13 protein-coding genes are annotated in these 14,586 nt (G+C 55.1%); 6 read left to right on the plus strand and 7 right to left on the minus strand.

Annotated features, from left to right (window positions below):
* Positions 1–101 precede the first annotated feature (101 nt).
* Positions 102–1,610, minus strand: a complete 1,509-nt coding sequence (locus VAE57_RS17670) for a M1 family metallopeptidase (RefSeq protein ID WP_322823148.1) — start codon at positions 1,608–1,610, stop codon at positions 102–104.
* Positions 1,611–2,141: 531 nt separating this feature from the next.
* Here VAE57_RS17670 and VAE57_RS17675 point away from each other — a divergent pair.
* The 4 genes from VAE57_RS17675 to VAE57_RS17690 all read left to right on the plus strand — a co-directional run bounded on the left by VAE57_RS17675 (position 2,142) and on the right by VAE57_RS17690 (position 5,281).
* Complete coding sequence (locus VAE57_RS17675) at positions 2,142–3,095, plus strand: hypothetical protein (protein ID WP_322823149.1); 954 nt, start codon at positions 2,142–2,144, stop codon at positions 3,093–3,095.
* Positions 3,092–3,499 carry a hypothetical protein gene (locus VAE57_RS17680; RefSeq protein ID WP_322823150.1) on the plus strand — a complete coding sequence of 136 codons (408 nt, stop codon included), beginning with the start codon at positions 3,092–3,094 and terminating at the stop codon, positions 3,497–3,499. Before VAE57_RS17675 ends, VAE57_RS17680 begins: the two co-directional genes overlap by 4 nt.
* 15 nt (positions 3,500–3,514) lie before the next feature.
* A complete protein-coding gene (locus VAE57_RS17685) occupies positions 3,515–4,330 on the plus strand; it encodes a sensor histidine kinase (RefSeq protein ID WP_322823151.1) in 816 nt (271 codons plus the stop codon).
* Between the two features lie 297 nt (positions 4,331–4,627).
* Positions 4,628–5,281, plus strand: coding sequence for a response regulator transcription factor (locus VAE57_RS17690; RefSeq protein WP_322823152.1), 654 nt, complete (start codon positions 4,628–4,630; stop codon positions 5,279–5,281).
* A 20-nt stretch (positions 5,282–5,301) separates the two neighbouring features.
* On the opposite strand, the gene VAE57_RS17695 is transcribed toward VAE57_RS17690, so the two are convergent.
* The 6 genes from VAE57_RS17695 to VAE57_RS17720 form a co-directional block, all read right to left on the minus strand.
* Complete coding sequence (locus tag VAE57_RS17695) at positions 5,302–6,252, minus strand: hypothetical protein (RefSeq protein ID WP_322823153.1); 951 nt, start codon at positions 6,250–6,252, stop codon at positions 5,302–5,304.
* Positions 6,249–7,178 (minus strand): site-specific DNA-methyltransferase, encoded by a 930-nt coding sequence (locus tag VAE57_RS17700; RefSeq protein WP_322823154.1) that lies wholly within the window; start codon positions 7,176–7,178, stop codon positions 6,249–6,251. Before VAE57_RS17700 ends, VAE57_RS17695 begins: the two co-directional genes overlap by 4 nt.
* 371 nt (positions 7,179–7,549) lie before the next feature.
* On the minus strand, positions 7,550–8,473 hold the full coding sequence (locus tag VAE57_RS17705; protein WP_322823155.1) for a DUF1338 domain-containing protein: 924 nt from the start codon (positions 8,471–8,473) through the stop codon (positions 7,550–7,552).
* A gap of 99 nt (positions 8,474–8,572) precedes the next feature.
* On the minus strand, positions 8,573–9,973 hold the full coding sequence (locus VAE57_RS17710; protein ID WP_322823156.1) for a sensor histidine kinase: 1,401 nt from the start codon (positions 9,971–9,973) through the stop codon (positions 8,573–8,575).
* On the minus strand, positions 9,970–10,881 hold the full coding sequence (locus tag VAE57_RS17715) for an alpha/beta hydrolase (protein ID WP_322823157.1): 912 nt from the start codon (positions 10,879–10,881) through the stop codon (positions 9,970–9,972). The genes VAE57_RS17710 and VAE57_RS17715 overlap by 4 nt, the downstream gene beginning before the upstream one ends.
* Complete coding sequence (locus tag VAE57_RS17720; protein WP_322823158.1) at positions 10,871–11,503, minus strand: hypothetical protein; 633 nt, start codon at positions 11,501–11,503, stop codon at positions 10,871–10,873. The genes VAE57_RS17715 and VAE57_RS17720 overlap by 11 nt, the downstream gene beginning before the upstream one ends.
* Before the next feature lie 301 nt (positions 11,504–11,804).
* Here VAE57_RS17720 and VAE57_RS17725 point away from each other — a divergent pair, with 301 nt between their 5' ends.
* Both VAE57_RS17725 and VAE57_RS17730 read left to right on the plus strand, forming a co-directional pair.
* Positions 11,805–12,944, plus strand: coding sequence for an MGDG synthase family glycosyltransferase (locus tag VAE57_RS17725; protein WP_322823159.1), 1,140 nt, complete (start codon positions 11,805–11,807; stop codon positions 12,942–12,944).
* Positions 12,945–12,948: 4 nt separating this feature from the next.
* On the plus strand, positions 12,949–14,094 hold the full coding sequence (locus VAE57_RS17730; RefSeq protein WP_322823160.1) for an MGDG synthase family glycosyltransferase: 1,146 nt from the start codon (positions 12,949–12,951) through the stop codon (positions 14,092–14,094).
* Positions 14,095–14,586: the final 492 nt, after the last annotated feature.

Here is a 14,586-nt window from a genome sequence, read left to right on the forward strand (position 1 = left end):
CATACGTCGCTCCTATCGCCGCAATCAGGGGTGATTGGCCTAGAACGGTACCCGTTGGCTAGACTCTGCCGGTAACACTCTCTCCCATATACCCGGCGTGGTTAGGGGATCGGCACGGCGGTAGCGGTGATCACCCAAGCCGTGAACAGATCATTCAGGTCACATCCACACGCCAGACCGGCGCTACGGATCAGATCAGGGCCGGCGATTTCCCGCCAGCGATAGGTAGCGACGTATTGTTGGAGAAAGTCGTTGAAGGCAGCTTCGCCAATGCGTTGACGGAGTGCGTGGAAAAAGAGCGCCCCTTTCGCATAGGCAATTGGGACGTAACGCCCATTATTGAGCGCCGCCGGGGGGGTAGCCAGTGGTGCATCGCCGCCCCGCTCGCGCAATCGACGGTAGCTGGCGCGGAAGGCTTCGAGTTCGGCTGTGGCCTGGGCAGGGTTGTCGATCATCTCGTAGTAGAGTATCTGGCTGTAACTCGCCAACCCTTCGTCGAGCCACGCCTCACCCTGCGCATCGTTCCCGACCAGCCCGTACCACCACTGGTGGCTGATTTCATGGGCGATGGTTGACTCCAGTAAGCGGTCGTTGCGCCGGTACAGGTTTTGCTCGATCAGTACTACGCCAGGATACTCCATACCATAAAACTGGGTCAATGCCGCCTGGATAACTTCAAACTCGTTGTACGGGTATGCCCCGAAACGCCGGTTGAAGACCTGCAAGGCTGTGGTGGCAATCGTCAGGCTCTGCTCACCGGCGATCCGATCGTTCGGTTGAACGTAGCTGGTCACCCGTATACCGTCTACTTCAGTGCTGATCGGCATGAGACCCTGGAGTGCCGCCAGATAGAATTCCCGCATCGGCCCACTGACAAAGCGGGCTACCTGGCGGTTGTGATCCGTGGTACGGTGCTCAATCCGACTCCCGCTACTGACCAGATGCCAGTCGGCAGGCGCTTCAACCGTAACGTCGTAGAGGGCAGTTGCGCTGACGGTAAAATCACCGCGTGACACGATTGGCCGTGTATCCCAGCCCATGCCGGGGATGTAGCGGGCAAGCATGGGGTAAAACGAGGCAATCGACCAGACCCCGGCCTCTAGATTGTACGCGCTGAAGATGCGTTGACTGGCGTTGCGGGGTGTACGGGCGGTGAAGGTCATTGTGACCGTTGCGCTCTGGCCGGGGGGAAGCGGTTGTGGTGTATGCAAGCCAATCAGTGTGTCGCCGTGTAAGGTGCGTGACGGTACCGGGACTCCATTGATTTGCGCCGAAGTCACATCGAGTCGTCCACCAAAATCAGGGTGGTTGGGATAGAGATGAAACCAGATGGTATCGAAATCTACCTCGCTGTGATTGGTCAGACGAACGCTGACTTCACCGCTCAAGCGGGGGCCGGTTGGGTCAAGTTGAACTGTGAGGGTGTAACGATCCCAATCTTCGTCGGCAAGATCGGCGGCATACTCAGCACGCATCGCCGCCGTCTGGGCCGTGATGAAGGGATCAACAATGGTCGTAGCCGCCGGCGGATCGTCGCGGAAGACGGCACCAGCGAAGAATGGCGTGACGCTACCAAATGCAATGATAATCAGAAGCAATAGTCGTATCATAATGGCATCATACCATAGCATGGCAGGCATGGTGAAACGCCTTCACAGGCGTGGTGGCATCATCCTGCACCGGAGAGCCATTTGTGACGGGTGTGACAGATCACGCTGCCATGGGCCAACTACGCGAGGATTGGTTTGCCGCCTGTCGCTATTTGTGCTTGCCGGCTGTATTGTGATAGCATGCCACATCATCTACCCCCTATCCCTGTGACAGCGTTGGTTACACTGGAGGCGAAGATACGTCATTGGTTACCGATAGCCAGCATACTTCTTACCGGTTGGGCCTGGAGATAGTATCTGGCTGCCAGTGTGATATCTGGGGTGCTTGATGCAATAAGGGTCTTGCACGTTCACCAGCTACAGGCAGCATCGCATAAAAAGCAGGTGTCAGGTTTCTCCTTTACCTGGTATGCTGAAGGTGTGTGGATTGCCTACCTGCCTGTGTGGTTGACTGATTCGGAGCGATTCTACGCCAATGTGACCGTCGTCCATAGTTTTTATGCGCCATACCACTGAATGGAGGCAACGGCGATGCTTGACTGGCTGTTAAACTGGGGTAGCCGAACAAAAGCAGGTGCGCAGCCGGCAATTGTGCGTAGTGACCGCCCCGGTGTGCCGATACCGCTGAATGTAGCACTAATTGTCCACGATCCGCTTATTTCCGAACGAGGGAACCTGCCGTTAAGTAAGGTGATGGGCTGGTACGATCCTGAAGTACTGGCAGCGCAGTATATCGCCGATCTCCGTATTTGCTCAGGGGGGATTGCCGATTACCGGATTGTTGTGCGGCGCACGTTTACCGATTTTCCGGTGAAGATTGACGGCTTTCGCTACAATAGCGCTACCTATCTTGCTGCCTGGGAGCGCCGAATTCCTTTTCATCAGCCTGATGAAGCAGACTATGAGCGATTGCTGGCCGAGATCGGGTTAGGCGATGCCATTGATCGGGGGGAGATTGATGAAATCTGGCTGTTCGGCTTTCCCTACGCCGGCTATTATGAGAGCCGAATGGTTGGCCCCGCTGCCTTCTGGTGCAACGCGCCGCCGCTACCCATTCCTGCGGCGCGTCGCTATATCGTGATGGGGTTTAATGTCGAGCGTGATGTTGGCTGTATGCTGGAAAATTTTGGTCATCGGGTCGAGTCGATCATGACCTACGTCTATCGGTATCACCCGGCTGAACGCAATCTGTGGACACGCTTCACCCGCCTCGATGAGTGTGGTAACGTCCATTTCGCGCCTTCCAGCACCCGTGATTACGACTGGGGGAACCCGCGTCGGGTGGCGTCACGGGCCGACGCCTGGTACCAGTTCCCCGACTTGAGCGCACCACCGCGACTGATGGATTGTGCCGAGTGGGGAAATGGCGATATGCGTCTCCATCATCTCTGGTGGCTCGACCATTTGCCGCGAGTTGCCGGTGAAACTGATGGCGTCCTCAACAACTGGTGGCATTACATTTTACAGCCGTGGGTCGTGCAATGATGTCGTCTGCACAGCAAACCGGGTGGTGGCAACGGTTAAGCGCCTATTTCAATAACGGTCAGCATACGTTAATGATGGCAGCTTATGCCGTTATCACGGTAGCGCTGGTTGAGTATATCCTCTTCCACCGTTATCTACCAGCAGAACGCTTTTATCCGGTAATAGTGCTCTTGAGTCTGCTGCTGGCCCTTAATGCGGTTTGGGATAGCCTGCAACTACGCTGGGGTGATGTGGTCGCCAATCGCCTCTTTTTCGGGTTGAGTTCATTGATCTTCCTCGTGGTCAATTATCTTGGTCTCGATGAAGGCTGGACATTCCTGCCCTTCATTCTCTTTGTGGTTGGCTCGCAAGCCATCATCGGTCTCGGTATTTGGCCTGGTCTGCTGCTTAGCCTCTTGCTCTAAGCCGGCTGGAATGGCGTGCTCTGGCTGCGTGGCGTGCCGCTGGCCCAAATCCTGACCCAGGCGCCATCGATTGCGCTGGGTCTCACCTTCACCCTCATCTTTTCCATCGTGTTAGCCCAGCTCAGCGAACAGATGGCACGTGCTGAGCGTCTGGCGGCTGAACTACGGGCCGCAAATGAGGCATTAGCGGCTTCGCGCGAGCGCGAACTGGCCCTGGCTGCCGCCGAAGAACGGGTTCGCCTGGCGCACGAGATTCACGATGGCCTGGGTCATCATCTGACCGCCTTGCACGTGCAGTTACAGGCCGCGGCCCGCTTACTCGAACACGATCCGGTTCGTGCTGCGCAGGCGCTTCATCTGTGTCGCGAAGCGGCGCAGGCCGCCTTGACCGAAGTGCGTCAGAGTGTAGCTATGATGCGCAGCAATCCACTTGCCGATCAGCCATTACCGGTCGTCATTAAACGGCTGGTACACGATTTCAGTCGGGTCGCGTCTTTCCAGATCAGGTTTGAACAGGCGGGTGAGATTGGTGAGATTTCACCAGCAATGGCCATGACGCTTTTCCGCGCTGCACAAGAGGGCTTGACGAACGTGCAAAAGCATGCCCAGGCCACGTATGTAACGGTGCGGTTGCTTGCCGGTGCCGAATCAGTGCGTCTCGAAGTGATCAATGACGGGCCACTCGCTCCTGCGATTGGCGAAACCGGTTTTGGTCTGGCCGGATTGCACGAACGGGTTAGCCGGCTGGGTGGTGAGATACGGGCTGCACCGCAACCGGAAGGCGGTTTTCGCCTTGCGGTTGTGCTTCCCCGCGGATCGAGAAATGCATAACAGGGTAAGGCGGAGAGCGCCCATGCGTATCGCTGAAAAACTCTTTGGCATAAGGACGCCGCGAAGTGTGGAAGCCATACTTCCGCGTCACTCATGGCTGGTGCCACGAGCGCCGGGGGTGTGTCGGACTACCTCCCGAAATATATTGATTGTCCGTTCCAGAACGGTGACAGGGTGTCCAGCGGTTAGAGCGAGAACGCATCCTTATATCCGCCGCTGATGTGCTCGCAGATGCGGTGCAGTGTCCGAACAGCGTCACCTGATACGTGGCGCTATAGTAACGTCAGGCGAGGGGCTATGATCCGCATCCTGTTAGTTGATGACCAGACCCTGGTACGTCAGGGTATTCAGACCCTGCTCGATCTCGAAACAGATTTGACAGTTGTCGGCTCTGCTGTGCATGGTCAGCAAGCCATTGAACTGGTTGAGCGGTTGCAACCGGATGTTGTCCTCATGGATATACGGATGCCAGTAATGGATGGGGTTGCCGCCACCCGCGAGATTTGTCGGCGTTGGCCACACATTGGTGTGATCATCCTGACCACCTTTGATGACGATGAATACGTAATTGAGGGCTTGAAAGCCGGTGCCCGTGGCTACATGCTCAAAGACGCCGACAGCAGCGAAATCATCGCCGCAATCCGCATTGTGGCCCGTGGTGAGGCATTGATTCAGCCGAGTATCACGCGCAAAGTACTGGCCGAATTCTCTCGCCTGGCCACTTCGGCACCGACCACCTGGCCATCGCCGTTAGCCGAACCGCTTACCGAGCGTGAGATGGATGTGTTGCATGGCATTGCTGCCGGACACTCAAACCGCGAGATTGCCGATCAGCTCTGTATCAGCGAGGGGACTGTCAAAAACTACGTCTCCAGCCTGCTAGCCAAACTGGCCGTGCGTGACCGCACTCAGGCCATCATCCGTGCGCGTGAATTGGGGTTGTTGCCGTAATTCCCACGATGACTTGTCATCTATGCGGTTAGCGCCCAAATATCTCTGATCAGAAATGTCTGAAAGTCTTTAATCTGCTCGTAGAATTGCTTACTGATCACAGATTCAGGTAGATCAACATAATAAACTCCATCTAAACCATTTAAAGCGATTGTGTAACCCAGAAAATGGTTGCTTTTGAATGTTGAACCAACCCCGAAAGGATTGCTTCCAAACCTGGAACGCTGTACGTCATGGAGGAAAATTGCTACAACCGGTACGTTTCTACCCAGGATGTGACTGAGGAGATGCTTATCAAGAAAAATCTTGTCCAGACGATCTTTGCTTGTTGTCTTTACCGACGCAATAATTTCTTTTTCGTGAAGGGTTCTGGTCTCTGCAACAACAAGCGTGCTTCCTTTTGAGAATACCAAATCTAACTCAAAAGACATTTCATGGTCGGGATAACCAGGTAGGGGAAGAGTAATCGTTCTCGAATCGCAGTCTAACCCTAATTGCTGAATTATCAGCCTGATAAATGTCTCGAAAAGCTGCCCTACTCGTTTACGTGATTGGTTTGAGTTGTCGAATGAATCACCAACACAACCGATTGATTGTTGTATTGTGTAGATGACTTTGTGAACTCCACGAGATTGCAAATATGCTGAAACGTATGGTCTTCTGATAATATCATCTCTGTCTAATTTTACGTCATCAAGAAATGATAAAAATTGATTGAATTCTTCATTAAAGCTGTTGATGTCTTCAATGAAGAGATTTGTATTGATTGGACGTGTAATTCTGTATCCGTAGAATTGATCAAACTGATAAAAAATATAGTGATGGCGGTTAGGCGAAACGATACGGGTAAGCTGCTGGCGATTGACGAATGAAAGAAAGTCGTAGCATAGTTTGTAGTATTCATCAAGACTCTGGAAGGCAGTCTTATCCTGTACTCTGGCTTGTAAACCAGATAATGTGACTGTGGTCATCGAATGGATTTCCTTCGTTCAGCATTCTCAAAATCGTATTGAATCCATTTTTCGATTGGCCAATCTTCTACTAATTCAATTCTTTGGACTGCCCATTGACAATATTCGAGCGAAATATCACATCCTTTCCAGCGACGTTTGAGTTGTTCTGCAACGACCGCAGTAGTTCCAGAGCCAAGAAATGGATCAACGATCACATCACCAACATTCGAGGATGCCAGAACTAGCTTTCGTAGCAATTCTTCAGGTTTTTGTGTTGGATGCGGTGTTTTCTCGTGCATCCCGTTGCAGGTGGTTGGTATTTCCAGCACGTCTCTCGGCTTTGCACCACGTGGGTGTGGCCGCCAGACAGCCTGACGTCGTCTTCCCCGGCTGTATTGACTGCTCTCTGCCTGTGGATGTTCGGGATATTTCAGCGTGTGATGACCATAAGGGATGCGAATATCATCAATGTTGAATGTAAATTGTCTGTCTTTGCGGAAATGAAGAATACTTTCATGAGACCGTCCCCAGTCTTTTCCAAGGTTTGCCTTATTTTTATAATGCCAGATCAGCCAGCGACATCCTTTAAAAAAGCGCGATGCCGGTAATTTAAGATCAGCAATAATTTCGGAAAATCCACAAATGTATAATGTACCGGTAGGTTTGAGAACACGAGCGGCTTCGCTGATCCACTCTAACGACCATTCAACATACGCTGCTTGCGACTCGAAGCTATCCCACTCTGCCTTGCGAATGTTATATGGCGGATCGGCAAAGATCATATCTACCGACTCGGTTTCAAGCGACCGGAGCCAGGCAATGGCGTCGCCAATCCAAATCTCTCCATGAGGGTGCGTGTAGAATAGCACCGGTTCCTGCGAATCTGATGGTGCTTCTTCGATATTGAGGATCGTTCCCTTCCGTATCGGCTGACCAAAGAACATGGGGAGTTCTTTGTTCCGCGTATACGATGCCGAAGCCTCTCTGACTTCGGGGAACAAAGGATATGAATCGTGGTGATCTTGCATATGATTTGCTATATCTCTGGGTGTATGGTCTGAGTTTCGTGTGGATAACACAATTGATGTTCGTCACTGTAGCAAAGGGATATGGGTTTGTCAAGAACAGCATCTCTTCATTACTGACGTTTTGGGGAAGTCGTCGTTAAAGAGGCAAAACCCTGCTTACCCCGTCTAGCTCAGATCGTCTTGAGTGCGGAAGCCATACTTCCGCACTCACTGTACTCTGTATCGGACACTGCGGAACAGGCTGGCTTGCCTGTCGCTCTCACCAGTGTTGTGTACACGCCAATGTCTTAATGAGTTCGCTTCACCGTCTGTGTGCTGTAGGTGCTCTCAAAGATTTTATCGGCGTTGCCGGCCTCGAAGCCTTCGCGCCGATGCTCCCGCCGCAGCTCGTGTGGTGGCAAATGGGCAAACTCGTCGAGCGGACGCCGTTCGGCAAACTCAACATACGAACCGGCAATCTGATGACGTTCGCCGCCGGCAAACTCGGCCCAGATCATTTCGGCTACCGTGCTCGATTGCAAGAGCTTGCCGTCAGGACTGACCTTAATCTTCCCACCAGCATCATTCAGCTTAAAGCCATGCCGTTCGAGGAACGCATTGAAATCGGCAATCGTGTTGTAGCCAGTCGGTAAATTGTGGACAGTGATCGTAAAGTGGTTGAGGTAGTAGCGATTGTAGATCACCCAGGCCGCATACTCACTCTCGGCAGCCAGCCGCTGGTAATCGGCCCACGTCGGCAGGCACCAGAGTGGACGGTGCAGAAACTCATCAACCTGCGCGGCGTCGTCCAGATCAAGGGCATCGACCGGATCAGAGGTTACTTCATGGGTATAGCTGTGAATGATGGCCGCTGCTTCTGGAGAAAGATCGTTCACCCGCAGCTCAGAAATGAAGATACGGGGCAGATCGGGGCGGGGCGGATGGTACCAGAAAGCATCGAGCTTCTTGGCCGGAAAGTGGTACCGATCACGCCGCTCATAGCCGTAGTGCAGGAAGATTTTCTCCAGCGAGCGGATGCCGAGGTGCGGCACACCCATCGTGCGGAAAGCAATATGGTCGTTCTCGATCTGATCGGGAGAGACAATAATCCCTTCGCGAACCATAGCCTGCGCAATCGCGCTGACATCAGGTACCCGTTCGCGATAACGGCGCATCAAACCGTCGAGTACCTGCTCAAAGATGCGGATACGGTCGGTGGTTGTGGTCGTCATAACTCCTCGCGCTACTCACACCACGCCTGCGTGGTGACTCTCTTGTAGAGGTATCTTACCCGATCACCGGCCCGGTTGTGGATACGCCAGAAGATGGATTCAGTTCACGGTGGTGACAGAATAGCGCAGTGGCAGCCAGACCCGTACTTCCGTCCCATCGCCAGGACGAGACATAATCATACATTGACCGTCCAGTGCAGTTGCCCGTTCGCGCATCTGCCGTAAGCCGAGATGCCCGGCAGGTGGTTCCTCACCGGGATTAAAGCCAACCCCATCGTCCCGCACGTGGATAATCAACCCCTGGTCGCGTACTCCCAGCTTGATCCAGACCCGGCGGGCCTGCGCATGCTTGGCAACGTTGTTCAGCGCTTCCTGCACAAACCGAAACGCTGCCAGCTCAAGCACCGGCGGCAGATCGGGCGGCAGTTCGGCCAAGTCAATCGCAACATCCCAATCTTGCTGCTCGGCGAATTCATTGATGAAGCGGCGCAGGGCGCCGGCAAAGCCCAACTGCCCGATCTCAATCGGCCGCAGGGCAAAGATTGCCCGTCGCAATTCTTCGATCTGGCGGCGCAGATTGGCTTTGAAGGTAGCAAACTCTTCGCGTAAACGTTCCGGTTCCTGGGTCAGCCAGTCTTCCCACAGGTCAATCCGCATCCGCATAAACGCCAGCGATTGGGCGACGCCATCATGCAGATCACGCGCAATGCGGGTACGCTCAGCACTAATCGCTCGCTCAACCGCAGCAATACTGGCAATCGCCCGATCTCGGCGCCGGCTATTCACCACTGCCTCCGTCAGCTCGCCAGCCACCGTCGCCAGCAACGGCTGAAGTACCGGCTGACGGGTCTCGCGTAACGTAGCGGGACCTTCTTTGAGGAAGGCTTCAATCCATCCAATCGGGCGTGCATCGTGCTCTACCAATGGGAGCACCAGGCACGCTGCCCAATGACACCCTGGCTGGGGCGATAACACCACCGGTTGATCGGGGGGCAACGTCAGCGAGCGCAACTGAAACGCCGTTCGGGCGCGTTCCAGCTCTCCAGCGTCGATCCCGGTCACACGGGCCGTGTACGGCTGACCCTGCTCGTCCATCAGCACAATCGTAGCTGCCCCGGCATTCACCAATCGGGCCGGCAGCGTGATCGCATAATCCAGCACCTCATCAAGCGTGGCGCTCGACGCCACCCGCTGATTGATCTCGTAGAGTAATTCGAGTCGCTCGTTACTCTCGCGCAGGGCGGCCAGCATACGTGCTTCATTCGAAATCCGTAACCGTTCCTGATGGATGGCCCAGCTCAACACACCCCAAATCGCGGCAAACGCTAGCAGCCCCCACACAATCGGATCAAGCGCTCGTCCGGCGGGTGTCTCCATCGCGGCATCAAAATACCACCCTTCCATCAGGCGGGTCAGGGCAAACAGCAACCCCACTACTGCCGCAAACGGCCAGCGCAGGCGTACCAGCAATTCAATCGTATCAGAGGGTGGTGTCTTCATGAGCCTGACTTCATCACACGCTCGAACGCCCGGTAGTGCAATGGCAAAGCCTGCTCCAGATGACGATCGGCCACTGCCCAGGTATGCGCTCCATCGGGCAGGGCCGCTATCGGAGTCGCATTGGCAATACCGAGAGTCGCCAGTGCCCGGAGCAGATACTCACCCCGGTAAAAATTTGCCCCCCACGGCTCAATGTGCTCCGGGCCATACTGAATCATCCAGGTAATCCGCCGCAACGCTGCCCGGTCAGCCCGCATCAGCAAACAAATCGGGTTGTGATCGCGCAAACGCTCCGGATCGCGCGGTCGTCCCAGCGCCGGATCGAACATCGACGCGGTAAAGAGCGTGTCGTAGCGCCGCGATCGCCGACCGTTGTCGCTGGCGTAAGGAAACGATCCATCATAGGCACTGACACTGACGAACAGCTCTGGGTGCAGGGCAACCGCTTTAACGGCCATATACCCACCGAGCGAAAATCCGGTGATCGCCCGGGCCTGGGGATGCACGTGAAATTCCCGTTCCAGCAACGGCAACACTTCCTCAAAAAAGAACGTCGCAAACCGACCACTGCCGATCCCTTCGGCATCGGTCAAATCTGGTGCCGCAAAATCGGCCAGCAGAGCGGGAACGCGATTATCAGTACTGGCCAGACCGGGCATCGCCAGTATCAACGGCCCAATCTCCCCGCGTGCGTGCACCCGCTCATAAACATCAATGGCGCTCCCGATCCGGCTATCGTCTTCGCGCCGATTAACCCATTCCCGTTCATGGCCGCGCAGCAGATAAACGACCGGCAACTTGGGGCCGTGGGGATGGTATTCTGGCGGCGTATACACATACATCCGCCCCTTCACCCCCAGGCTACTGCTCGGCCACTCAATCAATTGGGCACGCGGATCAATCTCCATTGCTCTGCTCTGGTGGTATATTCAACAGGTGCTCAAGCAAATCGGTCTCCGCAATCCGGCGGGACAGCGGTGGCGGCAGATCAATTGCCGACTCGTTCGGCTCAGTCGCCGGCGCATCACCAGACGCACGACACGGGCGCGGCAACGGCGGCGGCACTGCATCGGCCACCCGCTGCGGGCGCGGCAACGGCGGTGGTATGGTCGCATCGGCATCACCCGCAACAGCCTGCGACCCTTCGCGCAACACCGGTGCTTCCTGATGCCCGATCCACTGCTGATGGGCATAACCGATCACCGCCAGCACTGCCGGCAGTAACGCCAGCCACGCCACTATCTGAAACATCGCACCGTGCGGAGTATCGGGATTAAGCATTGCAATCACCGCTGCCGCCACTGCCAGCATCAAACCACCACCCCAAACCCGACGAAACCAGCCCACATCCCGCCAGAAAAGCGTCAGCCCGGTGACAATCAGCAGCAGCGTAATCAACGTCAATATCGGCCCCACACCGGCCACAGGCCAGGTAGCCAGACTAAAACCACCCAGCACAAACACCAGACAACCAAATGTCTGCTCCGGCCCCCGCAAAAGACCGCTCAACAACCGACCAAATCCGCGCATAACGGCTCCGTTGGCTTGCCCTGTGTATAGTATACCATCCCACTCGCGCCCAACCCGCTCTCGGTGAACCGATAGACCGGTTAGATGGGGAAAAATAGAATCGGTACAGCGTTGACACCTGCACCGCTATAGAGTCCGCCGCAGCCGCAGCACGCCACTGCAAAAGCGGAGATGGTTGCTGGCGTTTCACCGTAATCGTTATCACGAAGATGTAACGAACGACGGCGAAACATGGTACCATACCGTTGGAAGAAGACGATACCTTTCGCGCACAGTAACGTGCCTCGTGGGAGATAGATCTATGCCGCGGGTGTTAATCTTGCACGCATCGGTTGGAACCGGCCATAAGCGTGCTGCTGAAGCATTGGCTGCTGCTTTTAGTCGTCGCCAACCGGGTGAAGTACGGGTTGAAGACGTACTTGACCACACCTCACGCCTGTTTCGCCTTGCCTACGCACGCTCGTATCTCGAATTGACCGACCGGGCGCCGCTGGTGTGGGGCTATTTTTATACACAGACTAATGCCGATCCGAACCTGGCCGAAATAACGAATAACATCCGCAAGCTGGTTGAGGGTATTGGCACTAATGGTTTGAAAGAGGTCTTACGGGCCTTTCAGCCGGAGGTTATCATCTGCACCCATTTTCTCCCAATGGAGCTGCTGGTCAGTTATAAACGCAGTGCTCGCCTGACCGAGCCGATCTATTGTGTGATTACCGACTACGCTGCCCACACCTTCTGGACGTACACCGAGATCGATGGCTATTTTGTGGGTGACGAGCAGACACGCGCTCAACTGATCGAACGTGGTGTCAGTCCACAGCAGATCGTCGTGAGTGGGATTCCGATTGACCCTGCCTTTGCCCAGCCCAACGATTGCCACGAAGCACGGCAACGGCGCGAACTCCCGCTTGACGGGACGGTCATTACTCTCTTCGGGGGCGGGGTTGATGATGAACACGTGCGATTGATCGTCAGCGGTCTCATGCAGAGTTCGCTCAAGGCAACCCTAATCGTGGTTGCCGGGCGCAATACAACACTAGTCGAGTCGTTAAGCGATTTTATTTCCACGCCGAACATTGATCTGCGAGTGCTAGGATTCGTTGACTATGTTGACGATCTGATTACCGCCAGCGATCTGGTCATCACCAAAGCTGGTGGCCTGATCGTGAGTGAGGTTCTGGCGCGCGGCACACCGATGATTGTCATTGACCCCATCCTCGGTCACGAGGAATGGAATGCCGACTATGTCGTCAGTACCGGGAGCGGCATCCAGCTCCGTATGTGCGAGTCGACACCTCGGGCTGTACTAAATCTCCTTAACCATCCAACTATGCTGGCTGAAATGCGCCGTTGTGCGCAGGCCGCAGCCCGGCCACGAGCGGCTCTTGATATCGCCGAGAAGGTGATTGCCGATCTTGAACATCACCGCCATGACTAATGCTATGAATCGACAACCGATTGATGTCCTGTTTGCGATCTCTGATACCGGTGGTGGTCATCGTAGTGCTGCGGTGGCCATCAGTGCTGCCCTTGAGCAGATGTCCGGTGCGAGCATCACCTGGGCGATTGAAGACCTCTTGCAGGCGACGAATGTTCCCGGTGTGCGCAGTGCGCCCGGTCTCTACGATCAACTCTCAACCCGCTGGTTAAAGCTGTACAATTTCTCGTTCCAACTGACCAATTCCCAGTCAACAGTCAGTTTTCTATCACGGATTGTCTACCTGATTGCCCGCCAGAACCTCAATCGTCTGCTGACCGAGCGGCGGCCACGACTGGTGGTCGTCACTCACCCACTCGTTCATCGCCTGGTATGTGCGGCCCGGCGGCGCCGGCAGCATTCATTCCGCGTGCTGACCGTCGTGACCGATCTCGTCACCCTGCATGCATCGTGGAGCTATCCCGGTGTCGATCTGGCATTGACCCCAACCGACGAAGCGTACCGGTTAATGCACAAACGCGGCATGAAACCCAGCCAGCTCCAGCGCTGTGGTTTTCCGGTGCATCCCAAATTTGCTGCCGAGCAACGCGATGCCCCAACTGCCCGCCGCGATCTTGGACTGGAACCGGATCGGTTTACCGTCCTATTGACTGCCGGTGGCGTCGGCTCTGGTCGTCTTGGCGAGCTGGTGCAAACCCTCGAACAACAGATGCCTGATAAACAATTCCTGGTTGTGACCGGCAAGAACCGGGCGCTTTACCAAGAGCTACGCAGCGGGCCACGGCTACCGCATACCCATGTGTTTGGTTTCGTCAACAACATGGAAGAGCTGATGGCGGCCAGCGATGTGGTGGTCACCAAAGCCGGCCCCGGTACATTGATGGAAGCGTTAGTCATGCGCAAACCGGTCATCGTGACAGAGGCGGTCGGTTTACAGGAACACGGAAACATTGACTTTGTGTTGAACTACGAATTAGGCTTCTTCTGCCCTACCAACGACCGGATTGTAGCCGCAATCAGCCAGCTCGAAGACCCGGTGCGCTACGCTGCAACTGTCGAACGACTCAAACATGCCGTACCACGCGACGGGGCAATCCAGATTGCCCGCGTGATCCACCAGCAGTTGAGTTTGCAACCGGTGGGGGGGTAATGCGACAAGAGAAGAGCATAGAGGCAAACCCTCATCCGTTTGGTTGGGTGAGATCGGCTTTGCATAGGTGTAGAAATCGGGCTTCTGTACTCTATCGTCTGTTAGAACTGTTGACAGTGTTCCCTCGACGAAGCACAGAAGGACTTCTATATCCGAATGCAGCTTAACCCAGTATCGTTCCAATACGGCTGTCATAGCGTGAATATGCCGTGCATTGCAGCGAGCGATCATGATCTTGGATTAACCAGCTTATGAAAAGCCAAAACATTGCTGTTATTCCACAAACAGGTGCGTTGTCTTGCAGATGATAGGACGAGCACCACTGGCTTAAACCCTTGTCCAATTGACACAACCCGATTGGGAACGCATGGGTTGGGGAAGCCACTCTTCCCAACCCACCACCTCATTAACACCCGCTCGTAGTACCTGACCGGCAATATCGGAAGCTTTCTCCCCTCACCCCGATGCCGCCTCTGTGGAAACTGCGGTAGT

The sequence above is a fragment of the Chloroflexus sp. genome, assembly GCF_034434295.1.
GTDB lineage: Bacteria > Chloroflexota > Chloroflexia > Chloroflexales > Chloroflexaceae > Chloroflexus.